Source organism: Luteibacter sp. ME-Dv--P-043b (assembly GCF_030209605.1).
Classification (GTDB): domain Bacteria; phylum Pseudomonadota; class Gammaproteobacteria; order Xanthomonadales; family Rhodanobacteraceae; genus Luteibacter.
In genome coordinates this window covers 44,978-66,389 of the sequence record NZ_JARVRT010000017.1, presented here as the reverse complement: position 1 = coordinate 66,389, position 21,412 = coordinate 44,978, and the positions used below count along the sequence as shown (strand labels likewise).

General features: G+C 69.2%; 21 protein-coding genes. 13 read left to right on the top strand and 8 right to left on the bottom strand.

Translation table 11 applies throughout. The features are described from left to right. Window positions 1–140 precede the first annotated feature (140 nt). Window positions 141–815, top strand: a complete 675-nt coding sequence (gene msrA, locus QRN34_RS10980) for a peptide-methionine (S)-S-oxide reductase MsrA (protein WP_285404473.1) — start codon at window positions 141–143, stop codon at window positions 813–815. On the opposite strand, the gene hutU is transcribed toward msrA, so the two are convergent. Both hutU and QRN34_RS10970 read right to left on the bottom strand, forming a co-directional pair. Next, window positions 816–2,486: a urocanate hydratase gene (gene hutU, locus QRN34_RS10975; RefSeq protein WP_285404471.1), complete on the bottom strand. Its 1,671-nt coding sequence runs from the start codon at window positions 2,484–2,486 to the stop codon at window positions 816–818. It lies immediately after the preceding gene. A gap of 110 nt (window positions 2,487–2,596) precedes the next feature. Further along, window positions 2,597–3,007, bottom strand: a complete 411-nt coding sequence (locus QRN34_RS10970) for a hypothetical protein (protein ID WP_285404469.1) — start codon at window positions 3,005–3,007, stop codon at window positions 2,597–2,599. A 53-nt stretch (window positions 3,008–3,060) separates the two neighbouring features. On the opposite strand from QRN34_RS10970, the gene QRN34_RS10965 reads away from it, so the two are divergent. From QRN34_RS10965 to QRN34_RS10930, 8 genes are read left to right on the top strand one after another with little or no spacing between them, the layout of a single operon-like run. Beyond that, the gene (locus QRN34_RS10965) at window positions 3,061–4,311 is read left to right on the top strand and encodes an ectonucleotide pyrophosphatase/phosphodiesterase (protein WP_285404467.1); all 1,251 of its coding nucleotides are present in this window, start codon (window positions 3,061–3,063) and stop codon (window positions 4,309–4,311) included. A gap of 36 nt (window positions 4,312–4,347) precedes the next feature. Continuing rightward, window positions 4,348–4,740, top strand: coding sequence for a hypothetical protein (locus tag QRN34_RS10960; RefSeq protein WP_036140358.1), 393 nt, complete (start codon window positions 4,348–4,350; stop codon window positions 4,738–4,740). Beyond that, window positions 4,741–5,526, top strand: a complete 786-nt coding sequence (locus QRN34_RS10955) for a biliverdin-producing heme oxygenase (RefSeq protein WP_285404464.1) — start codon at window positions 4,741–4,743, stop codon at window positions 5,524–5,526. Continuing rightward, on the top strand, window positions 5,519–7,405 hold the full coding sequence (locus QRN34_RS10950; protein WP_285404462.1) for a GAF domain-containing protein: 1,887 nt from the start codon (window positions 5,519–5,521) through the stop codon (window positions 7,403–7,405). The genes QRN34_RS10955 and QRN34_RS10950 overlap by 8 nt, the downstream gene beginning before the upstream one ends. Window positions 7,406–7,446: 41 nt before the next feature. Further along, window positions 7,447–8,181: an arginyltransferase gene (locus QRN34_RS10945; RefSeq protein ID WP_285404460.1), complete on the top strand. Its 735-nt coding sequence runs from the start codon at window positions 7,447–7,449 to the stop codon at window positions 8,179–8,181. A 31-nt stretch (window positions 8,182–8,212) separates the two neighbouring features. Continuing rightward, window positions 8,213–9,007, top strand: coding sequence for a cobalamin-binding protein (locus tag QRN34_RS10940; protein WP_285404458.1), 795 nt, complete (start codon window positions 8,213–8,215; stop codon window positions 9,005–9,007). Continuing rightward, window positions 9,000–10,586, top strand: coding sequence for an ATP-binding protein (locus tag QRN34_RS10935; RefSeq protein WP_285404456.1), 1,587 nt, complete (start codon window positions 9,000–9,002; stop codon window positions 10,584–10,586). The genes QRN34_RS10940 and QRN34_RS10935 overlap by 8 nt, the downstream gene beginning before the upstream one ends. Further along, window positions 10,556–11,209, top strand: a complete 654-nt coding sequence (locus tag QRN34_RS10930) for a response regulator transcription factor (protein ID WP_285404454.1) — start codon at window positions 10,556–10,558, stop codon at window positions 11,207–11,209. The genes QRN34_RS10935 and QRN34_RS10930 overlap by 31 nt, the downstream gene beginning before the upstream one ends. A gap of 19 nt (window positions 11,210–11,228) precedes the next feature. Here QRN34_RS10930 and pdxH read toward each other — a convergent pair whose 3' ends face one another. Together pdxH and QRN34_RS10920 are read right to left on the bottom strand one after the other, a co-directional pair. Continuing rightward, entirely contained in the window at window positions 11,229–11,816 is a 588-nt protein-coding gene (pdxH, locus tag QRN34_RS10925) for a pyridoxamine 5'-phosphate oxidase (protein WP_285404452.1), read from the bottom strand. A gap of 77 nt (window positions 11,817–11,893) precedes the next feature. Next, window positions 11,894–12,742, bottom strand: coding sequence for an SDR family oxidoreductase (locus QRN34_RS10920; RefSeq protein WP_285404449.1), 849 nt, complete (start codon window positions 12,740–12,742; stop codon window positions 11,894–11,896). A gap of 7 nt (window positions 12,743–12,749) precedes the next feature. On the opposite strand from QRN34_RS10920, the gene QRN34_RS10915 reads away from it, so the two are divergent. Genes QRN34_RS10915 through hemE form a run of 4 tightly spaced genes read left to right on the top strand, consistent with a single transcriptional unit; the run spans window position 12,750 to window position 15,716 of the window. Beyond that, the gene (locus QRN34_RS10915; RefSeq protein WP_285404447.1) at window positions 12,750–13,280 is read left to right on the top strand and encodes a shikimate kinase; all 531 of its coding nucleotides are present in this window, start codon (window positions 12,750–12,752) and stop codon (window positions 13,278–13,280) included. Continuing rightward, window positions 13,280–14,347, top strand: coding sequence for a 3-dehydroquinate synthase (aroB, locus tag QRN34_RS10910; protein ID WP_285404445.1), 1,068 nt, complete (start codon window positions 13,280–13,282; stop codon window positions 14,345–14,347). The genes QRN34_RS10915 and aroB overlap by 1 nt, the downstream gene beginning before the upstream one ends. Window positions 14,348–14,389: 42 nt before the next feature. Next, window positions 14,390–14,653, top strand: coding sequence for a WGR domain-containing protein (locus QRN34_RS10905; RefSeq protein WP_285404443.1), 264 nt, complete (start codon window positions 14,390–14,392; stop codon window positions 14,651–14,653). Beyond that, a complete protein-coding gene (gene hemE, locus QRN34_RS10900) occupies window positions 14,643–15,716 on the top strand; it encodes a uroporphyrinogen decarboxylase (RefSeq protein ID WP_285404441.1) in 1,074 nt (357 codons plus the stop codon). The genes QRN34_RS10905 and hemE overlap by 11 nt, the downstream gene beginning before the upstream one ends. 160 nt (window positions 15,717–15,876) lie before the next feature. Here the strand turns inward: hemE and QRN34_RS10895 are convergent, their stop codons facing one another. The 4 genes from QRN34_RS10895 to QRN34_RS10880 form a co-directional block, all read right to left on the bottom strand. Then, window positions 15,877–16,389 carry a hypothetical protein gene (locus tag QRN34_RS10895; RefSeq protein WP_036140336.1) on the bottom strand — a complete coding sequence of 171 codons (513 nt, stop codon included), beginning with the start codon at window positions 16,387–16,389 and terminating at the stop codon, window positions 15,877–15,879. 4 nt (window positions 16,390–16,393) lie between these two features. Continuing rightward, entirely contained in the window at window positions 16,394–18,727 is a 2,334-nt protein-coding gene (gene mrcB, locus QRN34_RS10890) for a penicillin-binding protein 1B (protein ID WP_285404438.1), read from the bottom strand. A 97-nt stretch (window positions 18,728–18,824) separates the two neighbouring features. Then, entirely contained in the window at window positions 18,825–19,658 is an 834-nt protein-coding gene (locus tag QRN34_RS10885; RefSeq protein WP_285404436.1) for an NAD-dependent epimerase/dehydratase family protein, read from the bottom strand. A gap of 5 nt (window positions 19,659–19,663) precedes the next feature. Further along, window positions 19,664–21,397, bottom strand: coding sequence for a hypothetical protein (locus QRN34_RS10880; protein WP_285404433.1), 1,734 nt, complete (start codon window positions 21,395–21,397; stop codon window positions 19,664–19,666). Window positions 21,398–21,412: the final 15 nt, after the last annotated feature.

Genomic DNA, 21,412 nt, shown 5'->3' with positions numbered 1-21,412 from the left:
GTCACGCGCATCGGGTGCTTAACGGCGCGTTTGGCCGATTCTGTAGGTACACGAACGTGAAGGCGGACTTCACATCCTGTCAGGTTTTCGCGGGTACACCGGTCTCATGTATCAGGTCATGCCGACCGGGAGAAAAAGCCATGTCTCGTCGTTCCCTGTTGCCCGCGCTGCTCGTCGCCCTCACCGCCTGCTCGGCCGCGTCCGCACGTGACGAAGGTGTACGGCTGCCGGCGCCTGCCGTGGATGCCACGCCGGCCTCGGGCGAGGCTACCGCCGTCTTCGCCGGCGGCTGTTTCTGGGGCGTGGAGGGCGTGTTCCAGCACGTGCGTGGCGTGAAAAGCGTTCGCACGGGCTATGCCGGTGGCGATGCGCAGCATGCCAACTACGATGACGTGAGCGAGGGCGATACCGGCCACGCCGAGTCGGTCAAGGTGGTCTACGACCCCACCCAGGTCACCTACGGCCAGCTGCTGCAGGTGTTCTTCTCGGTGGCGCAGGACCCCACGCTGCTGAACCGGCAGGGACCCGACAGCGGCACGCAGTACCGCTCGGCCATTTTCTACAACTCGCCGGATCAGAAGAAACTGGCCGAGGCCTACATCGCCCAGCTCACCGCGGCCAAGGCGTTCCCCAGCCGCATCGTCACGGAAGTCGCCCCACTGAAGGGCTTCTACCTGGCCGAGGCGGAGCACCAGGACTACATGCGCCTGAACCCGGATGCCATGTACATCGCGATCAACGACCGCCCCAAGGTGCTGGCCCTGCAGCGGATCTACCCGGAGCGGTACGTGACCTCGTGGGCCAACGGGCGCTGATTACAGCATCGGCAGGTTGAGGCCCTGCTCCCGGGCACAATCGATGGCGTCGGCATAGCCCGCGTCGGCGTGACGCATGACGCCGGTGCCGGGGTCGTTCCAGAGTACGCGGGCCAGCCGGCGGTCGGCGGCTTCACTGCCGTCGGCCACGATGACTACGCCGCTGTGCTGGCTGTAACCCATGCCGACGCCGCCACCGTGGTGCAGGCTGACCCACGTGGCGCCGCCGGCGACGTTGAGCATGGCATTGAGCAGCGGCCAGTCGCTCACCGCATCGCTGCCGTCGCGCATGGCCTCGGTCTCGCGGTTGGGGCTGGCGACCGAGCCGGAATCCAGGTGGTCGCGTCCGATGACCACGGGCGCCTTCAGTTCGCCATGGCGGACCATCTCGTTGAAGGCCAGCGCCAGGCGATGCCGCTGGCCCAGGCCGACCCAGCAGATGCGGGCGGGCAAGCCCTGGAAACTGATCCGCTCGCGCGCCATGTCCAGCCAGCGATGCAGGTGCGGATCGTCGGGGATCAGCTCCTTGACCTTGGCGTCGGTCTTGTAGATGTCTTCCGGGTCGCCGGACAGGGCCACCCAGCGGAACGGGCCGATGCCGCGGCAGAACAGCGGACGCACGAACGCTGGCACGAAGCCAGGGAAGGCGAACGCGTCGGTGAGCCCTTCATCCTTGGCCATCTGGCGGATGTTGTTGCCGTAGTCGAAGGTCGGTACGCCCTGCCGGTGGAAGGCGAGCATGGCCTCGACGTGCACGCGCATGGACGCTTTGGCGGCCGCGGCGGTACCGGCCGGGTCCGTGCGTCGACGCTCGAGCCATTGTTCCACCGTCCAGCCGGACGGCAGGTAACCGTTGACCGGATCGTGCGCGCTGGTCTGGTCGGTCACGGCATCCGGACGCACGCCACGGCGAACCATCTCGGGCAGCACGTCGGCCGCATTGCCCAGCAGGGCCACCGACACGGCGCGTCCTTCCTTCGCGTAGCGATCCAGCCGCGCCAGCGCATCGTCCAGGTCGGTGGCCTGCTCGTCGACGTAGCGCGTTTTCAGGCGGAAATCGATGCGGCTCTGCTGGCATTCGATGGAGAGTGAGGACGCACCGGCCAGCGACGCGGCCAGCGGCTGCGCGCCACCCATGCCGCCCAGGCCGGCAGTGAGTATCCAACGGCCCGCCAGCGAACCGCCGTAGTGCTGGCGACCCATTTCCACGAAGGTCTCGTAGGTGCCCTGCACGATGCCCTGCGAGCCGATGTAGATCCACGAACCGGCCGTCATCTGGCCGTACATCATCAGGCCCTTTCGATCCAGCTCGTTGAAGTGCTCCCAGTTCGCCCACGCCGGCACGAGATTGGAATTGGCGATGAGCACGCGCGGCGCATCCAGGTGGGAAGGAAACACACCCACCGGCTTGCCCGACTGCACCAGCAGCGTTTCGTCATCACCCAGTTCACGCAGGCTGCGCAGGATGGCGTCGAAGCATTCCCAGTTCCGGGCCGCGCGGCCGATGCCGCCGTAGACCACCAGCTCGGCGGGGTTTTCCGCCACCTCGGGGTCGAGGTTGTTCTGCAGCATGCGATACGCGGCTTCGGTGAGCCAGCTGCGGCAGGTCAGGTCGGTGCCGCGCGGGGCGCGCACGGTGCGGGTGGTGTCGATGCGCGTGGCAGCCGTCATCGGGAAACTCCGGAATGCGGGGAATCCCGATTATGGGCGTGCCACGCCATTGCCCGCCAGCGGCGACGCAGCAATCACCGGCCCGTCGGGTCGGCGCCGCTTGCAGCGGATCAGCGGCCGGCGGAACCCGTGCGTGCCGGCGCGGTACTGCCGCGATTGAGCGAGTCGTTCTGGTACTGGCGGTCCGCCGCGTCCTGGCGAGCGCGATTGAGCTGGTCCTGGCTGCGCTGCGCATTGTCGATCTGATTGCGCATCGCGGGGTCGGTGGTGTTGTTACGCTGGATGGTGCTGTTGTTCTGCTGCAGCTGCTGGCGTACCGCGTTCTGGTTCTGCGCGTTCTGCAACTGCTGGCGATCCACCTGGCGCTGCCACTGCTCGGTATGCGAGGGCGTGGCGATCACCGCCTGCGGGCGCGGCGGCGGCGCAGCGGCGGGCTTCACCGGCTGGGTCTGGGCGAGTGCCGCGACCGGAATCGCAAGAAAAAGCATCGACAGCACGAGATTGCGTGATGAATTGGTCATGAGACTCCGCCATCATGGGGGGATTGTTCGATAGTGAGCCTACGTTTTTCCCCATGAACGCCACGTTTTCCCGCTGCGCCGCGATCTTCACGCTGATCGCCACACTTGTCCTCGCCAGTTGCGTCACCCACCCTGCCGCGTCCGACCGCCCCGCCGTGCTGCTGGTGTCGATCGATGCCTTCCGCCCCGATTACCTGGAGCGCGGCGTCACGCCCAACCTGCTGGCCCTGGCCGGCGATGGCGCGCGTGCGACCTACATGCTGCCCTCGTTTCCCTCGCTGACCTTCCCCAACCACTACACGCTGGTCACCGGCCGCGTGCCGGACCACCACGGCATCGTCAACAACACCATGGTCGATCCGGTGCTGGGCAAGTTCAGCCTGGGTAACCATGCTGCGACCAGCGACGGCCGCTGGTGGTCGGATGCCGAACCGATCTGGGTCACGGCGCAGAAGGATGGCCTGCACACGGCCACCATGTTCTGGCCGGGCACCGAGGCCGCCATCCACGGCGTGCGTCCCGACCACTGGATTCCCTTCGACGATTCGCTGACCTCGCGGGCCCGCGTCGACAAGCTATTGTCGTGGATCGACGAGCCGGGCCCGAAGCCGGCGTTCGACACCCTTTATTTCGACGCCGTGGACCACGCCGGCCACGCGTTCGGCCCCGACTCGCCGGAGGTGAACGCCGCCCTGCGCGAGGTGGACGACGCCCTCGGCTACCTGGTGGACGAACTGCGCCGCCGCGGGCTGTACGACCGGACCAACCTGGTCGTGGTGTCCGACCACGGCATGGCCGACGTACCGGTGGGCAATATCGTCTTCGCCGACGAGGAAACCGATCTGGACGCCCTGGACCCGGTGGCCTTCGGCGTGGTTTCCGCCTTCAACCCGAAGCCGGGGGTGGACGCATCGGCCGCCGAGGCCCGCCTGCTCGGCCCGCATGCGCACATGCGCTGCTACCGCAAGCAGGACCTGCCCCCGCGGCTGAACTACGGCAAGCACCCGCGTGTTCCCGCCCTGATCTGCATGGCGGACACGGGCTGGGCGATCATCTCGCACGAGGCGCTGGCAAAGCGCACGGTGCCGATGTCCCGCGGCGAGCACGGCTACGACAACCTGGCGCCGACCATGCGCGCGCTGTTCGTGGCGCGCGGCCCGTCGATCCGCCGCGGCGTCACGCTGGCGCCGTTCCCCAACGTCGATGTCTATCCCTTGCTGGCCTACCTGCTCGGCATCGACCCGCTGCCGAACGACGGCCACCTGGACGACCTGCGCGCCGCCCTCGTCGCACCGCCCCACTGAGGCGCGCCGGGGCCGGCAATCCCGTAGAATCCGGCCATGCGCCAGATCTATACCTCACCCCGCCCCGAGAACATCGACCGGATCGTCGCCTTGCTCACCGAGCACGCGATCGAGACGACTGTCACCAACCGCTCGACCTGGAACCGCCCGACCTACCAGCGCTTCAGCTACTCGCAGCGGCAGTCCGACCGGGACAGCTGGCCGCAGGTGTGGGTGAAGAGCGCCGACGACTTCCCCCAGGCCCGCACCCTGCTCAAGGAGATGGGCATCGAGCCGGTCATCCGCTTCCAGGAAGAGTTGCAGATGCACCGCGATCCGGACCGTCGTCCGGTGGCCCAGCGCACGGCCTCCCGCGTGCGCCTGATGGTGCTGGCCGTGGTCGTGGGCGTCATGTTGATCGTGATCCTCAAGGCCACGCAGGTCCTCTGAGTGCACGACACCGTCGATCATCGCGCCGCGCACGTGCTGTTGCGCGAAGCGACCCGTGACGACCACGAGGACACCGAAGCATCGGACGGCATGCGCCGGCTGATGGACGGGATGCTTAGCGAAGCGGGATACGCCGCGTTGCTGCGTGCGCAGTTGGGCCTGTTCGAGGCCTGGGAGGCGGAGCGGGGGGCGTGGTTGCGAGGTGCTGCGGCCGGGGCCGGATGGGCGTATGTGTCGCGGGCGGGGTTGCTGCGGGAGGATCTGGGGATGGGGCGTGGCGAGCCGGGGCGTGATGGCGATCTGGCTATCGCCCACATCGTGGGCTCCTACACAGGCGAGGATTCGCAGGCCGGCCGCCCCCCTGTAGGAGCCCACGATGTGGGCGATCCACCCCGCGAGGTACCGCAAGCTGGCCGCGCCCCCGTAGGAGCCCACGATGTGGGCGATCCCTCCCGCGAGATACCGCAAGCTGGCCGCGCCCCTGTAGGAGCCCACGATGTGGGCGATCCAACCCACGACACCCCCACCGCCTGGGGCGAACTCTACGTCGTCGAAGGCTCCGCCCTCGGCGGCCGCCTCATCGCACGCCGCCTGCGCGAGCTCTACCCGGATCGCGAACACCGCTTCTACGCCGTGGGCGAAGACGCCCCGTCCGCATGGCGCCGTTTCCAGCACCTCCTCGACACCCACCTGCCCGACGATGCCTCCTGCCGTGCCGCCGTCGACGGCGCACGAGGGATGTTCGCTCGTTTTCGCCGGACGCTGAAGGAACCCACCGATGTCTGACCTTCCCGACCTCACCGCCTGCGATCGCGAGCCCATCCATAGTCCGGGATCCGTCCAGCCCCACGGCATGCTGATCGTGGTCGATGCGGCGACGCAGACGATCCTCCAGGTCAGCGAGAACGTGACCCCCTTGCTCGGTGTCGACCTCGCCGCCGCGCTGGGTGCCCCGCTGGACACGTTGCTCGGCCTCCCCTCGGACCTGTTCGTCGACGACGAGCGCCCGGCGCATACGCCCTGGGTCGCGGTGACCTTCCCGCACGACGCCGGTCGCGGTGGCTGGCATGCCAGCGTCCATGCCTACGACACCCGCTGGATGATCGAACTGGAGCCACGCGAAAGCGCCTTCGACGAGGACCCGCTGCGGATCGCGTTCGACTTCGCGCACAAGCTGGAACTCGACGGCAACGTGCAGCGCGCGGCGTCCCGCGTCGCCCGCACCATCCGTGGCGCGCTGGGTTACGACCGGGTCATGGTCTACCGCTTCGACCACGACTGGCACGGCGAGGTGATCGCCGAGGCCCGCGACGACGACCTGGAGGCCTACCTCGGGCTGCACTACCCCGCCACCGATATTCCCGTGCAGGCGCGCGCGCTCTACCTGCGCAACCGCGTCCGCCAGATCAGCGACTGCCGCTACGTTCCCTCGCCCATCCTGCCGGCCTTCGACCCGCAGTCCGGAGCCCCCACGGACCTGAGCGACGTCTCGCTGCGCAGCGTGTCGCCGGTGCACCTGGAATACCTGGGCAACATGGGCGTCACCGCCACCCTGGTCGCCTCGATCATCACCAACGGCCGGCTGTGGGGTCTGGTGTCGTGCCACCACTACCGGCCGTTCTTCGCCGACCATCGCATGCGTGAAGTGGCTGATGCCGTTGCCCGGACGTTCGCCATGCGCGTGGCGGCCATCGAGGAAATGGACAAGGTGGAGGTGGAGAGCACGCTGCTGACCGTGCGCGAGAAACTGATCACCGCGTTCAACGAAAGCGACCGGATCGATCCCGACCTGCTGGCCACGCTGGCGCCGGAGCTGCTGGAAGTGGTCGATGCCGACGGCGTGGCCATCTTCTCGGGCAACCACGTCATCCGCCACGGCCACCTGCCCGCCGAGGACGCCCTGCTGCGCATTCGCGACGTGGTGGCCACCTCCGACACCCCGACCGGAGCCGATGGCATCACGGGCGTGCTCAACACCGACGAGATCGGCAGGCACTATCCCGAACTGGCGGAGGCCGAGTTCGCCAGCCTGGCCGCGGGCATCATCTTCATGCCGCTGCAGGCGGATTCGCACAACGTGCTGATCTGGACGCGCGCGGAGCAGGTACGCAACGTGCGTTGGGCCGGCAACCCGGCCCTGACCAAGCTCGAGGTCATCCCCGGCGCGCGGCTGTCGCCCCGACAGAGCTTCTCGTCGTGGCAGGAGACCGTACGCGGCCGCTCGCGGCCGTGGTCTCGCCAGCACCTGGACTCCGCGCGCGGCCTGCGCGTGCTCATCGAGATGATGGAGCGCAAGCATTACCAGCAGAGCTTCGCGCTGATGCGCGCCTCGCTGGCGCGTCTTCCCGATGCCATCGCGATCACCGACGCCAGCCACGCGGACTGGCGCGAGTGCCAGATCGTCTTCGTCAACGACGCCTTCGTCCGCGCCACCGGCCATCGTGCCGAGAGCGTGGCGGGTCTGATCATCGGCAACCTCCTGGTCGGCGACCTGGCACTGCTCGCGCGGCGTACGGGTACGGTGGACGCCGGCGAAGCCGCCCGGATCGCCGTTTCGATGCGCAAGGCCGACGGCGGGGTACTGCACGGTCGACTCGAACTGGAACCGGTGCTGGATGCCGCCGGCGTGATCACCCACTGGATGTCGGTCTACCACCCGGCCTGAGCACCGCCGACATCCCCAAATAGACGCGATAAGATCGGTCCATGACCGATCGCGTCCGCCTGTTCCAGACCTTGCCGCACGCCTGCGGCTATTTCGCCGAGCGGACGGCACAGAACCTGGTGATCGATCCGGGGGCGCCCCATCTCGACCGGCTCTACGGCCAGGCCCTGGCGAAGGGCTTCCGCCGGGCCGGCAGCCACCTCTACCTGCCGCAGTGCGCTACCTGCCAGGCTTGCGTGCCTTGCCGTATCGACGTGGAACACTTCACGCCGGATCGCACCCAGCGGCGATGCCTGAAGCGCAACGCCGATATCGACGTGAGTGAGGCGATGCCCGGGTTCACCGCCGAACGCCACGCGCTCTACGAACGCTACCTGCGCACGCGGCATGCCGGCGGCGGCATGGACACGGCCGACGAAGAGGATTTCCAGCGTTTCCTGGCCGCGCCGTGGAGTCCCACCATGTTCCTCGAGATGCGCCGTGAGGGCCGCCTGCTCGGCGTCGCGGTGACCGATATCGCCCTTACCGGCGTCTCGGCGGTCTACACGTTCTTCGAACCCGACGAGGCGGCACGCAGCCTGGGCACCTTCGGCATCCTCCAGCAGGCCGCCCTCGCCCGGCGTCGCGGCATTCCCTATGTCTACCTGGGTTTCTGGATCGCGGGGCACCCGAAGATGGACTACAAGCGTCGCTTTCACCCCCTGGAAATCCGGCAACAGGGTCGCTGGATCGCGATGCCTGACGGCGGCGTTGGCCGAGGGCGTCCGGAACGGTGACAATCGGGGCCTGTCACGCTCCGGAGTCGTCATGGGCCCCCGCCGCATCGTCTGCCTCACCGAGGAACCCACCGAGACCCTGTACCGGCTCGGCGAGCAGGATCGCATCGTGGGCATCAGCGGCTTCACGGTGCGGCCGCCGGAAGCACGCCGCGACAAGCCCAAGGTCAGCGCCTTCACCAGCGCGAAGATCGACCGCATCCTCGCGCTGCAGCCGGACCTGGCCGTGGGCTTTTCCGACATCCAGGCGGATATCGCCCAGGCCCTGATCAAGGCCGGGGTCGAGGTATGGATTTCCAATCACCGCAGCGTGGAAGGCATCCTCGACTACATCCGCCGTCTCGGCGCCCTGGTCGGTGCGGCCGCTCGTGCGAACCAGCTGGCGGATGAGCTGGCACGCGGACTGGACGACGTGCGCGAGGCCTCCGCGCGCTTGCCATGCCGTCCGCGCGTGTATTTCGAGGAGTGGGACGATCCCTGCATCTCCGGCATCCGCTGGGTCTCGGAACTGGTCGCGATCGCAGGCGGCGACGACGTGCTGCCCCATCGGGCCATCCAGTCGCTGGCCCGCGACCGGATCGTCGGCGATCCGGCGGAAATCATCGCCACCGCGCCGCAGATCATCATCGGCTCGTGGTGCGGCAAGCGCTTCCGGCCCGAACAGGTGGCTGCCCGCGCCGGCTGGGAAGGCGTGCCGGCCATCCGCGACGGCGAACTTCACGAGGTGAAATCGCCGCTGATCCTGCAACCGGGCCCGGCCGCGCTCACCGACGGCCTGGCCGCCCTGCGCCGCATCATCCATGGCTGGAGCGTGCGGCATGGCTGAGGCGCGTGCCGGCCGCGACGAGGATGCCGGCCGCGGCGCGATGTGGCTGGGTGGCGTGTTCGTTGGCTGCATGGCGGCGCAGTTGCTGTCATACGCGCTGTGGAGCCGGCAAGGCGGCACGCACATCGTCTGGTTTCCGGGCGCGGTACTGCTCGGCGCCTTGCTGGCCACGCCGCCGCGTCGCTGGCCGTGGCTGGTGACGTCCGCGTTCGCAGGGCTGCTGGTCGTCTGCGTGGGTCTGTTCCGCCTGCCCCTGGGAGATACGATGGCCGTGCTGGGCGCCGCGCTGGCCCCTACGCCTGCCGCCGCCTGGGCACTGCGCCACGTGCATGGCGATACACCGCTGCTGCAGGACATCGGCAAGCTGCTGGTCCGCGGTGCCATCGCCGTCGTCGCCCTGCCGATCGGCTCCGCCCTGCTGATCGGGCTGGTCGCACCGCATACCGCGTTTACCGGATCCGTGCTGGGCGACGGGACCAACCTCGCGCTGGCCCATGCCCTGGGCTACGTGCTCTACCTGCCCGCGTGGACCAGCCTGCGCAGCCCCGATGCTTCCGTACGGCACGCCGGGCGCGTGCCGCCGGTATTCGTGGCCGTCATGGCCTGTGCCATCGCCCTGCTGGGCGTGGTCTGGTACACCGTGGGGGCGCGTCCCGGGCTGTTACCGCTCCTGTGCCTGGCCCCCGCACCCATCCTCGTCGCCGCCTGCCTGCGCGCGCAGATGGCCGGCAGCTCGGCCGCGATGTTCGTGATCGTGGTGATGGCCGCGCAACTGAGCGTTGGCGGCCGTGGCCCGTTCGTCGCCGCCAGCCTGCAGGACACCACGCTCGCGGTGCAGTTGTGGACGCTGGGGGCCACGCTGTGCGCGATCGCGATAAGCGCCCTCGTGGAACAACGCCAGGCGGGCCAACGCGCGCTGGACAACGCGCGCAACGACATGCGCGAGCTGGCCGGGCGGCTGATCGCGACGCAGGAGCAGGAGCGAGCCCGCCTGGCGCGCGACCTGCACGACGACATCAACCAGCGCCTGGCCGCCGCCTCCATCGACCTGAGCGCGCTGCGCCGCCGCGTTCCCGCCGCACTGGCCGGCGAGGTCGGCCACGTGCAGGCACAGGTCATGGCGCTGGCGGAAGACCTGCGGCTGATGTCGCACCAGTTGCATCCCGGCTGGCTCAGCCATGCCGGCCTGCAGGAGGCCCTGCAGGCGCTGTGCACGTCGACCGGTCGATCGGGGCCGCCGCGCATCGACCTGTCCGTGCCGCCGGACGCCGCCACGCTGCCCGGCGAGGTCGCCCTGTGCGTCTACCGCATCGCCCAGGAGGGGCTGCGCAATGCGCTGGACCACGCCGGGGCATCGCAGGTGACCATCGCCGTGGCGATCGGCGCCGACCACGCCGCCCTGCACATCGCCGACGATGGACGCGGTTTCGATCCCGAGCGGTTGCCGGTCCACGCGTCCGGCATCGGCCTTATCAGCATGAACGAGCGGGCCAGGTTGCTCGGAGGTCGTTTCGATCTCCGCAGCGCGCCCGGTAAAGGAGTCCAGCTATGCGTCCATCTGCCCCTGGCAAGCCCGTGAACGTGCAGGCCCGTCCACGCCTCATCTTCGCCGACGACCATCGCATGGTCGCCGAGGGCATCGTCCGCTTGCTGGAACCCGACTACGACATCGTGGCGGTGGCGGAGGATGGCGGCGCGCTGCTTGAGGCCGTTCGTCGCGAGGTGCCCGACCTGGTGCTTTCGGATATCAACATGCCCCGCGGCAACGGCCTGGAAGTGCTCAAGGCATTGCGCGAACGTGGCGACACCACGCCGTTCGTGATCCTCACGATGCATGCCGAGCCATCGCTTGCCAACATCGCGATGAAGGCGGGCGCGAACGGCTACGTGCTGAAGATGTCGGCGGGCGAGGAACTGCTGCTGGCCCTGCGCCGTGTGCGTGAGGGCGACACCTATGTCACGCCGTCGCTCGGCGTGCATGCGACAGCCCGCCTGCCGAACGAGATGCGCGAGCTGACCCCGAAACAGCGCGAGGTGCTACGCATGGTGGGCCAGGGGTTGCGCTCGCGCGAGATCGCCGAGCGGATGGGCCTGTCGGCACGCACGGTCGAGGCGCACAAATACATGATCATGCAGATCCTGGGCGTGCACAGCACGCTGGAACTGGTGCGCCGCTCGGAAGACCTGGGGCTGTTGCTCTAGCCCCGTTCGGCGCGCGGATTCAGGGGTAGAGCATCCGGCTGGACCAGGCCGTGCCGCCATCGGTGTGCACGAAGCGCTCGTGCAGGCGGTAGCGTGCGCCGTACCAGAACTCCACGCGATCCGGCTGCATCAGGTAGCCACCCCAGTGTGGCGGACGCGGCACGTCGCGGCCTTCGAACTCGGCCTCGTAGTGCGCCACGCGTTCTTCGAACGTGGCGCGGTCGGGCAGCGTCTCGCTTTGCCTGGACGCCCAGGCGCCGATGCGGCTGCCACGCGGGCGGCTGGCGAAATAGGCATCCGACTCCGCGTCGTCCAGGAACTGCACGCGGCCTTCGAAGCGCACCTGCACGCCTTCGCGGATCTGCTTCCAGTGGAAGCACAGCGCGACCTGCGGATGCTCGGCCATTTCACGGCCCTTGGCGCTTTCGCGGTTGGTATGGAAACGCAGGCCGTGCGCATCGATGCCCTTGAGCAACACGATGCGCGAGTGCACGCGCCCGCTGGCGTCGGCGGTGGCGAGGTTCATCGCCGTGGGCTCGCGATCGCCGCTGGCCTTGGCCTCGTCGAGCAGGCCATGGAAGGTATCGAGGATATCGGGTGTGAGCATCGTGGCTGGGTTTCGGGCCAGGGGATCGTTCGATGCTAGCACGCCGGTCCGCGCCCTTCCGGGGCGTATCGTCGCGGTCAGCCGGCAAGCAGCGCGGCATAGCCGGCACGTGCGTCCGGCCACCGGCAGCGGAAGCCGGACGCGCGTAGCAAAGCATTGGACAATCGCTTGTTGCCGATGCCGGCTGGCCCGGGTCCTTCCGCCGGCACGGGCACGCCGAGCAATCCGGCCAGGTGGTCATACAGCACGTCGATCGGCAGCGGCGTATCGTCCACGCCGACGTACACGGGCGCGGGGTCCGGCAGCGACAGCACCAGCGCCAGCGCGGACGCCGCGTCGTCCACATGGATGCGGTTGGCATACACACCCTGGCCACGCGGTACGCGGGCCTGGCCTTCGCGCAACCGCTCGAACAATTGCGTGCGCCCCGGCCCGTACAAACCGGCCAGACGCAGGCTCACGCCGCCCACCCCTCGCGACGCCAGCCACTGCTCGGCGTCGCGCATGATGCGACCGCTGAACGCCCCGGGCGCGACGGGCGTGGTTTCATCCACCCAGTCGCCACCGTGTTCCCCATAGACGGCCGAGGACGACACGAACACCGTGCGCCGCGGCGGAACCGGCAGCGCATCGACGATATGGCGCAGGCCGTCGACGTAGAGGGCCCGATAGGCGTCCTCATCGCGTGCATCGGGCGCGGCGGCGTAGATCAACGCGTCCACCGCCGGCATGTCGCGCAGGGTGGCTGGCTGCGTCAGGTCGCCCCGCAACCAGCGGATACCGTCGGCTTCAGCGGCCTCGCCCCGGCGCAGGGCGAACACCTGATGCCCGTCGGCGAGCAGTTGCCTGGCCACGCGACGGCCCACGTCGCCCGCGCCGGCGACCAGCACGCTCTCGTACCTCTTGGGGTGGCTTGTTGCTAGCATGCTTGCGATGAATCCTTCGCCCAACCTGTTCCTGGTCGGCCCCACGGGGGCCGGCAAGACCACGATCGGACAGCGCCTCGCGGCGCATTACGGCCTGCCGTTCGTCGATCTGGATGTCCAGATCGAAGCGCGGCTCGGCACGACCCTTGTCAGCCTCTTCGAACGCGAAGGCGAGGCGGCGTTTCGTGCGCTGGAATCCGCGCACCTGGACGAGTCTAGCCGCGCCGACGGCGTCGTGCTCGCCACCGGCGCCGGCGCCGTGCTGGACGCCGGCAATCGTGATCGGCTGATGTCGCGCGGCACCGTGTTGCTGCTGTCGGTCGACGTCGCCGAGCAGTTCGATCGCCTCGCGCACGATACCGCCCGCCCGATGATCGCCGGCACCGACCGCCGCGGGCGACTGGAAGCCCTCGCGGCCGAACGCAACGCCCTGTACGAAGAGGTCGCCGACCTCATCTTCCACGGGCGCCACGAGCACGTGGACGCCGCCGTGCCGCGCGCCGTCGCCCTCCTCGACCGTCACTGGAGACGCCCCTGATGGAAACCGTCGACGTCGACCTTGCCGGTCGCAGCTACCCTGTATGGATCGGCCCCGGTCTGCTCGCGGACAGCGAGCGCTGGCGATCGATGATCCGCGGGCGCCACGTGCTGGTGGTCAGCAACACCACCGTGGCTCCGCTGTATCTCGATGCGCTGGCGCAGGGCCTGGACGGCCTGCGCTGGGCGTCCTACCTGCTCGACGATGGCGAGACGCACAAGACCTTCGCCAACATCGGCCGCATCCTCGAGGCGCTGGGCGAGTTGGGCGCCACGCGTGACGCCTGCATCATCGCCCTGGGCGGCGGCGTGGTCGGCGACATGGCGGGCTTCGCGGCGGCCTGCTGGATGCGCGGCATCGACTTCATCCAGGTGCCGACCACCCTGCTGGCCATGGTCGATTCCTCCGTCGGCGGCAAGACCGGGGTGAACCTGCCCACCGGCAAGAATCTGGCCGGTGCGTTCCACCAGCCGCGCGCGGTGGTGGCGGACACCTACCTGCTCGACACCCTGCCCCAGCGTGAATTCCAGGCTGGACTGGCGGAAGTCGTCAAGGGCGCGGCCATCGGTGATCCCGCGTTCTTCGCCTGGCTGGAAGACCACGCCGACACCCTGGCCACGCGCGAGACCCGTCCCCTGATCGAGGCCATCGCCCGCAAATGCCGGTACAAGGCCGGCGTGGTGGCGCGCGACGAAACCGAACAGGGCGAACGGGCACTGCTGAACCTGGGGCACACCTTCGGGCATGCCCTGGAGACCGCCGGCAACTACAGCGAGATCCTGCACGGCGAGGGCGTGGCCGTCGGCATGGTGCTGGCGGCTCGCCTGTCCGAGCGGCTGGGCATGGCCACCGCCGACGACACGCAACGCCTGGTCACCCTGCTGCACCGCCTGGGCCTGCCCACCGAGCGCTCGCCGCGGCATGCACCCACGCGATTGCTGGACCTCATGCGGCTGGACAAGAAGAACACAGCCGGCACGTTGCGCCTGATCCTCTGGCGCGGCATCGGCCGCGCGGAGATCGTGTCCGGCGTCGCCGAAGACGACGTGCTCGCGGTGCTGGGCTGACACGCCTACAATGATCGGCCCTGCGCCAGCCCGGATCGTTCGATGCGGATCTACATGCAAACCCTGCCCGAGGTCGCGACGGAAGCGCCCCGCTACGTCCAGATCACCCTGGAGCAGGACCTGTTCGGCGGCTGGACCCTCTACCGCGAGAGCGGCGTCCAGGGCGGCAAGGCCTCCCTCAAGCGCGAAGTGCACATCGCGCGCGATTCGGCGTTGGCGGCTTTCGAGAAAGCCCGCGACGCCCAACTGAAAAAAGGCTTCAAAGTGATGTTCAGCCAAGGCCAGGAGTCGGCGCATGGTCGCTGACACGCCGCGCAACGATCGCTTCCTCCGCGCCTTGCGCCGCGAGCCCGTCGACACCACACCCGTCTGGGTGATGCGCCAGGCCGGCCGCTATCTACCGGAATACCGGGCCACCCGCGCCCGCGCAGGCAGCTTCATGGGGCTGGCCACCAACCCCGAGTATGCGTGCGAGGTCACGTTGCAGCCGCTGGCGCGCTTCGACCTCGACGCGGCCATCCTGTTCTCCGACATCCTCACCATTCCCGATGCCATGGGCCTGGGCCTGTCGTTCGAGCAGGGCGAGGGCCCGCGTTTCGCGCACCCGGTGCGCGATGCCGCCGCGATCGATCGCCTCGCGGTGCCGGACATGGACAAGGAACTGCGCTATGTCATGGACGCGGTGCGCCTGATCCGCCACGAGCTGGGCGGCCGCGTGCCGCTGATCGGCTTCTCCGGCAGCCCCTGGACATTGGCCTGCTACATGGTCGAGGGCGAGGGCTCGCGCGACTTCGCACGGGTCAAGGCACTGGCGTGGAACGACCCGGCGCTGGCGCACCGCCTGCTGGATACCATCGCGCGCTCGGTCTCGGCCTACCTCATCGCCCAGGCGCACGCGGGGGCCCAGGCACTGATGATCTTCGACACGTGGGGCGGCATGCTCGGCCCCGCACCATTCCGCGAGTTCTCGCTGCGCTACATGGCGCAGGTGGTGGATGCGCTGAAGGCGGACCCGGTCAGCCGCGAGCTGCCGGTGATCCTCTTCTCCAAGGGTTCCAACGGGCAACTGGAAGCGCTGGCCGACACCGGCTGCGACGGCCTCGGCGTGGACTGGACGATCGACATCGGCGAAGCGCGCCGGCGCGTGGGTGACCGCGTGGCCCTGCAGGGCAACCTCGACCCGGCCGTGCTGCGTGCCTCACCCGAGATCGTGGCGCGTGAGGCGCGCGCCGTGCTCGACAGCTTCGGCAACCACCCCGGCCATGTGTTCAACCTGGGTCACGGCATCACGCCGGAAGTCGACCCGGACAACGTCAAGGTGCTGGTCGACACCGTGCACGCCCACGGCCGCACCCTCCGCACGCCGTAAAAGCGGGCGATACGACAACGTGCCCGTGCTCGTGCTCGTGCTCGTGTAGGAGCCCACGATGTGGGCGATCCGGGTAATCCGGGTAATCCGGGCACCCGGACCGCATGTCATGCGAAAACCATCGCGGACATCGTCCGCTCCTACATGGCCCGATGGCGGGTCAGAACCGGTTGGGGCCCGCGATGTGGCACTTGCCGCCTTCCGCCTTCGCGGCGGTGGCGCCGGCCTGGTCGTCGGCCTGCATGCGCATTTCGTAAACCGTCTGCCAGTTGCGGGCGCAGAGGCTGCCCGACTTCGGGCCCATGTCGAACGACTGCTTCGCGAGCTGCTCGGCGCGCGGGAAGTCCTGCATGCGCACGGCCACTTCGGCGCGGTCCTGGATCAGTTCGGGCGCCTGCGGCGCCAGTTTCAATGCCTGGGCGAGCTTAGCGTCGGCATCGGGATACCTGCCGGCGCGCTCGTCGGCCGCGGCGGCCTGCTGCAGGCCCTGCACGCCGGGATCGCGCAACGGCGCGACCTCGATGGCCGACTTCTCGCGCTCTCCGGCGGCGCGGATCTGCGCCACGATGTCGTAGACGGGTTTGCTGGGCCGCGTGGCCTGCGGCGGCGCCGGCTGGCTGCAGGCGGCGACGAGGGTGGCGGCGGCGATGGCGCAGAAACGAAGGCGATGCATGGCGTCAATCCGTAGGATTACTGGGAACGGGCGGTGCGGGCTGCTGGGCTCCGTCGCCACCGCCGAACATACCCTTGAATCGCTGCCAGAAACAGCCCTCTTCCGCTTCCGGCACGTAACCGGACACGAACGGGAACTGTCGCGTGCCTTCGCACGAGGGATCGGTGCGCTTGCCCGTCTGCGGGTTCACGTAAGCCATCTCCAGCCCTTCGCCCGGCGCGGCCGAGCGCGGACGTGTGGGCAGCTTGCGGAACAGCTCCTGCCACACGCGCATGCTTCCCGTGGCGCCGTACAGGCCCGTGGGCTTGTTGTCGTCGCGACCCATCCAGACCACGGCCAGGCGATCGCCGGTGAAGCCCGCAAACCAGCTGTCGCGCTGGCTGTCGCTGGTACCCGTTTTGCCGGCCGCATGCAGCCAGGACAGGCTGGAGTTGCCGATGGCCGCGGCGGTGCCGCCGTTGACCACCTGCTGCATGGCCCAGGTGGTCAGCCGCGCGGCGGTCTGGTACTCACCATCGCCACCCTTCACCTCGTAACGCTTGATCGCCTGGCCCTTGTTATCCATGACGCCACGCACGGCCACCAGCGGCAACGCGTGGCCATCGGCGGCGATGTACTCGTACAACTGCGCCACCTGCAGCGGCGACAGGTCGATCGCGCCCAGCAGCAGCGACGGACTGGGATTGACGCCCTCCAGGCCGAACGACTCCAGGAAGCCCTTGATCCGCGGTACGCCCACCTGCATGCCGAGGTTCACCGTGGCGAGGTTCCACGAGTGCACCAGCGCGTCCAGCATCGGCACCTGTCCATGCACCTCGTGGTCGTCGTTCTGCGGCGTCCACGGCGTACCGTCGGGCTGGCGCATGTTGATCGGTGAATCGTCCACGATCGAGGCCAGCGACCATTTCGACGGCTGCGCCAGCGCCACCAGGTACACCAGCGGCTTGACCAGCGAACCGATGGAGCGGCGGGCATCCAGCGCACGGTTGAAACCCTGCTCCCCGGGATCGCGCGAGCCGACCACGGCCAGCACGCTGCCGTTGGTGGTGTCGGTGACCACGGCCGCGGCCTGCGCGGCGGCACCGCGTTTGCCCAGCGATTTCATCGTCGTGATGATCGCCTGCTCGGTGTAGAGCTGCGCGGCAGGGTCCAGCGTGGTGAAGATGCTGAGGCTGCCGTCACGCAGCGCGGCTTCGTCGAAGTCGGCGGTGATCTGCGAGCGGACCAGCTGCATGAACGCGGGGAAACGGTTATGCGGAAGCTGCGCGTTCGGCGCGATACCCAGCGGGGTGGCCTGTGCGGCCTTCGTCTGCGCGTCGTCGAGCAGGCCGGTGTCGTGGAACTGCTGCAGCACGAGGTTGCGGCGGGACAGCGCGCGATCCGGATAACGACGCGGATCGTAATAGCTGGGGCCCTTGACCAGGCCGATCAGCAGGGCGATTTCCTGCGGGCGCAGGTCTTCCAGGCGGCGGCCGAAGAAGAACTCGCCGCCGGCGGCAAAGCCGTGCACGGCCTGGTTGCCCTGCTGACCGAGGAACACCTCGTTGACGTATGCCTCGAGGATGCGGCCCTTCGAATAGTGCGCTTCCATCAGCAGCGAGAGGATCGCCTCGTTGACCTTGCGCAGCATGGTCTGGTTGCGATCCAGGAACAGGTTGCGCACCAGCTGCTGGGTCAGGGTGGAACCGCCCTGCACCGTATGGCCCGCGCGCAGGTTGGCGAACGAGGCGCGCGCGATGGCCGAGAAATCCAGCCCGATGTGGTTCTTGAAGTCGCGGTCTTCCACCGCCTGCAGGCCCTGCACGAGCAGCGGCGGCACGTTTTCCAGGCGCACGATGCGGCGCTCTTCCTGCTGCGCGCCGTACAGCGTGGCGATGCGTGCGGGGTCGAGGTGGATCGAGGCGATGGGCTTGTTGTTGGTGTCATCCACCACCGAGGCCACCTGGCCGTCGGCCAGGGCCACGCGGATGCGATGCGGCAGCTCGCCGCCGTCCGGCCCGAAGTACCCGTGCGAGGCAATGACGAAGCGCGAGCCGTTCTTCGAATAGCTGCCCTGCACCTTGCCGGCACCCTCGGCCGTGTAGCCGGCGAACGTGAGCTCCAGCTCCAGCGCGGCGGGGGTCAGCGCCCTGCCCGTTTCCAGCGGCAGCGGTCGCGCGTAGACGCGGGTGGGCACCGCGAACACGAGGTCGTTGAAGCGATCCTGCAATCGGGCGTTGAGGATCAGCGTGTAGGGCAGCAGGAAGCCGAACAGCAGCCCCATGACCAGCCAGAAAGGGATACGCAGCCACGGCCAGGCCGTGCGCAGGAGGGAGCCAAGACGGTTCAGGAAAGCCAACGCGGAAGAGTCCTGCGGAAGGGGGCGGGGACCGATGATAGGGGCAGTTCACCGGCAGTCATCTGAACGGAAGCGGGCAAAGCGAGGGCAAGCAAGGTCAGCGCACCGGCCGCCAGGTCGCCGCGACAGGGCGGAAAGCCCGCGGATGCACGTCGAGCAGCGCTTCCAGGTCGCCATTGTCCGCGATCAGGTCGGCATCCAGCCGGGCGACAGGGCCGCGAATCGCAGGCGAAAGGGCCGCCGCCAGGTCGAGTACCACACGCGGCACGGGCACCGGCAACACCAGTCCCCCGGCACTGCGCTGCGTGCGCCGGAACATCTCCGCCGCGGTGATGCGCTCGCCACCCCCGATGGGCAGCGTGCGCCCGCGGGCAGCGGCGGTACCCAGGGCCGCAACGACCGCCGCCGCGATGTCGTCGGCATGCACGGGCTGGCGCTGGCCACGCCCGGGGGGCAGCGGAAACACGTGACGCCGGCGTGCCGATGCCACGATCGGGGTCAGGCTCTTGTCCATGCCCGCGCCGTAGATCAGCGTGGGCCGGAACACCGTCCAGGGCATGCCCCGCGACGCGCAGGTGGCGATCAGGGTGGTCTCGGCATCGCGCAGCCGCCGCGATACCTCGCGCTCCTCGGGTACCGCGGATTCGCGCTTGGTCTCCGCGCTCATTGACGAGGTAGCGATGACGTGCGGCACGCCCGGCAGGCGCATCTCGGCCAGCCAGGCGGCCAGCAGGTCGATCGGCCCTAGCGAGACCACGGCACGCAGCGGCGGCAGGTCGGGCATGCGATCGGGCAACTGGCCACGCACCCAGCGCGCGTCGCCCGGTAGGGGCTGCCGGCTCACCGCCTGCCAGGCGTAGCCGGCGGCCTCGAGCCGGGGAAGCAGGAAGTGTCCGATCTGACCGGAGCCGCCCAGTACCAGTACCGTCATCGCGCTCAGCGTCCCGTCGCAATGCGCTCGTAGGCGCTTTGCAGGCGAGGATCGTCGGGCACGTAGCGGCGCGCGTGGTCCAGGGCCTGGAACGCGCCCTGGCGGTCGCCGGCGCTGGAGCGCTGCAAGGCGTTGTCGATCAGCGCGCTGCCCAGGCGATGGCGCATCTCGCCCTGCGCGGCGTCGCCGGGGGCGAGATCGGACATCGTGGCGTAGAGGTCTTCGGCGCGCTTGACGTTGCCGCTGGCCACGGCCTGCTGCATCTGTTTCTCGACCTGCGCCGGCAAGCCCTGCAGGCCAGCGCGTGCGGTGGGGTCGTTGCCGTCGATGGAGAGGGCGTTGCGATAGAGGTCGTAGGCGCTGTCGCCGGGCGGGTCCATGATGTCGCCGCGCGATGTGGCGGCCTGCGCACGACGCACCAGCGCGGCGACCCGCGCTTTCTGCTCCGGGCTGACGGCGAGGGACGCCTCGGACGTGTCGTCGTCAGCGGCGGCGGCCACGGGCGCGCCCTGGGTTGCACGCGCTGGCGGCACGGCAGCATGCGGCGTGCCGGTGTCGCCGCCGCCCAGACGAGCGCGGGCCGCGGCCAACTCGGCCGACTTCGGCGCCAGCTTGGTCGCCTGTTCCAGCAGTTTCGCCGCCTGGGCATCGTCCTCGCTGTCCAGCGCCGCATTGGCCTGCACGATCAGCGCCTGCGCCACCTGGCCCAGACCGGCCTTGGCAGCGGCGTTGTCCGGGTCCACGGCAAGCACCGCCTTGAACCGGGCCAGTGCGGTGTCGTCGCCGTCGCCGGTGAAACGCCCGGCGCGCATGGCATCGTTGCCTTGCTGGATCAAGGCCGCGGTGGCCTGGTCGTCCTGCTTGCGGGTTTCCGCCAGCGACGCCCGCAGCGACGGCAGGTCGCTGTAGCCCGGGACGAGGATGGCGATGCGATCGACCAGGGCATTGGCCTTGGGCCGGTCGTTGGCGGCGATGGCCTGGCGCGCCTGCGCCGCGAGGGCATCGCCGACCTTGTCCAGGCCGCGCGCCGCCACCGTGTTGTTGCGGTCGGCATCGAGCACGCGGCGATAAAGGGCACCGGCGCCCTCGTCGCCGTCCAGCTGCCCGGCGGCGAAGGCCGCCTGCGCGCGGTCGACCAGCGACGCGGTGCGTCCCTGGGGATTGCGCGCCTGCGACAGCTGTTGCGTCAGTCGTTCCACGTCGCTGCCGCCACCCAGCAGTTCGCGGGCAACGTCCAGTGCCGCCTGCGCCTCGTCGAGGTTGCCGGCGGCGAGGGCCGCATCCGCGCGCGCCACCTCCGCCATGCCGACGCGGCGAAGCCCGTCTCTGGCCTGGTCGCTGTCCGGTTGTTGGTCGCGGGCCTTCTCGAACAGTTCGCGAGCGCTGTCGCCCGCGGTACCGTCGAGTTTGCCGGCAGCCAGCGCACGGTTGGCCTGACCGAGGATGTCGTTGAGTTCCGTGGCGGGCATCAGCGTGCGCAGGCGATCCTGCTGTAGCCACAGGCCAGTGACGCCACCGATGAGCACCAGCACCAGCACCGGGATCAGCCAGCCGCGCTTGCGCGGGCGCTTCGGCGGGGGCGCCGTCGGGCCGGGGCGGTGGCGTGGCGTATCCACCACGATATGCGGCAGCCCGTCGTCGACGGGCGGCGCGGGACGGTCGAGGTCGTCCAGCCGCCCGAGGGTCGGCTCGGTGCGACCGCGACGTTCGTGATCGTGGTTGTCTTTGCGTCCGCTCATGGGCGTGGGTCTTAC

Bases quoted from the DNA above. Each gene is read 5' to 3' on its own strand.
- QRN34_RS10960 (WP_036140358.1), top strand. From the start codon at position 4,348: ATGCGCCAGATCTATACCTCACCCCGCCCCGAGAACATCGACCGGATC.
- QRN34_RS10905 (WP_285404443.1), top strand. From the start codon at position 14,390: ATGCGGATCTACATGCAAACCCTGCCCGAGGTCGCGACGGAAGCGCCC.
- QRN34_RS10880 (WP_285404433.1), bottom strand. From the start codon at position 21,397: ATGAGCGGACGCAAAGACAACCACGATCACGAACGTCGCGGTCGCACC.
- QRN34_RS10920 (WP_285404449.1), bottom strand. From the start codon at position 12,742: ATGCTAGCAACAAGCCACCCCAAGAGGTACGAGAGCGTGCTGGTCGCC.
- hemE (WP_285404441.1), top strand. From the start codon at position 14,643: ATGGTCGCTGACACGCCGCGCAACGATCGCTTCCTCCGCGCCTTGCGC.
- pdxH (WP_285404452.1), bottom strand. From the start codon at position 11,816: ATGCTCACACCCGATATCCTCGATACCTTCCATGGCCTGCTCGACGAG.
- QRN34_RS10935 (WP_285404456.1), top strand. From the start codon at position 9,000: ATGGCTGAGGCGCGTGCCGGCCGCGACGAGGATGCCGGCCGCGGCGCG.
- QRN34_RS10970 (WP_285404469.1), bottom strand. From the start codon at position 3,007: ATGACCAATTCATCACGCAATCTCGTGCTGTCGATGCTTTTTCTTGCG.
- QRN34_RS10885 (WP_285404436.1), bottom strand. From the start codon at position 19,658: ATGACGGTACTGGTACTGGGCGGCTCCGGTCAGATCGGACACTTCCTG.
- aroB (WP_285404445.1), top strand. From the start codon at position 13,280: ATGGAAACCGTCGACGTCGACCTTGCCGGTCGCAGCTACCCTGTATGG.
- QRN34_RS10945 (WP_285404460.1), top strand. From the start codon at position 7,447: ATGACCGATCGCGTCCGCCTGTTCCAGACCTTGCCGCACGCCTGCGGC.
- QRN34_RS10940 (WP_285404458.1), top strand. From the start codon at position 8,213: ATGGGCCCCCGCCGCATCGTCTGCCTCACCGAGGAACCCACCGAGACC.
- hutU (WP_285404471.1), bottom strand. From the start codon at position 2,486: ATGACGGCTGCCACGCGCATCGACACCACCCGCACCGTGCGCGCCCCG.
- msrA (WP_285404473.1), top strand. From the start codon at position 141: ATGTCTCGTCGTTCCCTGTTGCCCGCGCTGCTCGTCGCCCTCACCGCC.
- QRN34_RS10930 (WP_285404454.1), top strand. From the start codon at position 10,556: ATGCGTCCATCTGCCCCTGGCAAGCCCGTGAACGTGCAGGCCCGTCCA.
- QRN34_RS10950 (WP_285404462.1), top strand. From the start codon at position 5,519: ATGTCTGACCTTCCCGACCTCACCGCCTGCGATCGCGAGCCCATCCAT.
- QRN34_RS10915 (WP_285404447.1), top strand. From the start codon at position 12,750: ATGAATCCTTCGCCCAACCTGTTCCTGGTCGGCCCCACGGGGGCCGGC.
- QRN34_RS10895 (WP_036140336.1), bottom strand. From the start codon at position 16,389: ATGCATCGCCTTCGTTTCTGCGCCATCGCCGCCGCCACCCTCGTCGCC.
- QRN34_RS10965 (WP_285404467.1), top strand. From the start codon at position 3,061: ATGAACGCCACGTTTTCCCGCTGCGCCGCGATCTTCACGCTGATCGCC.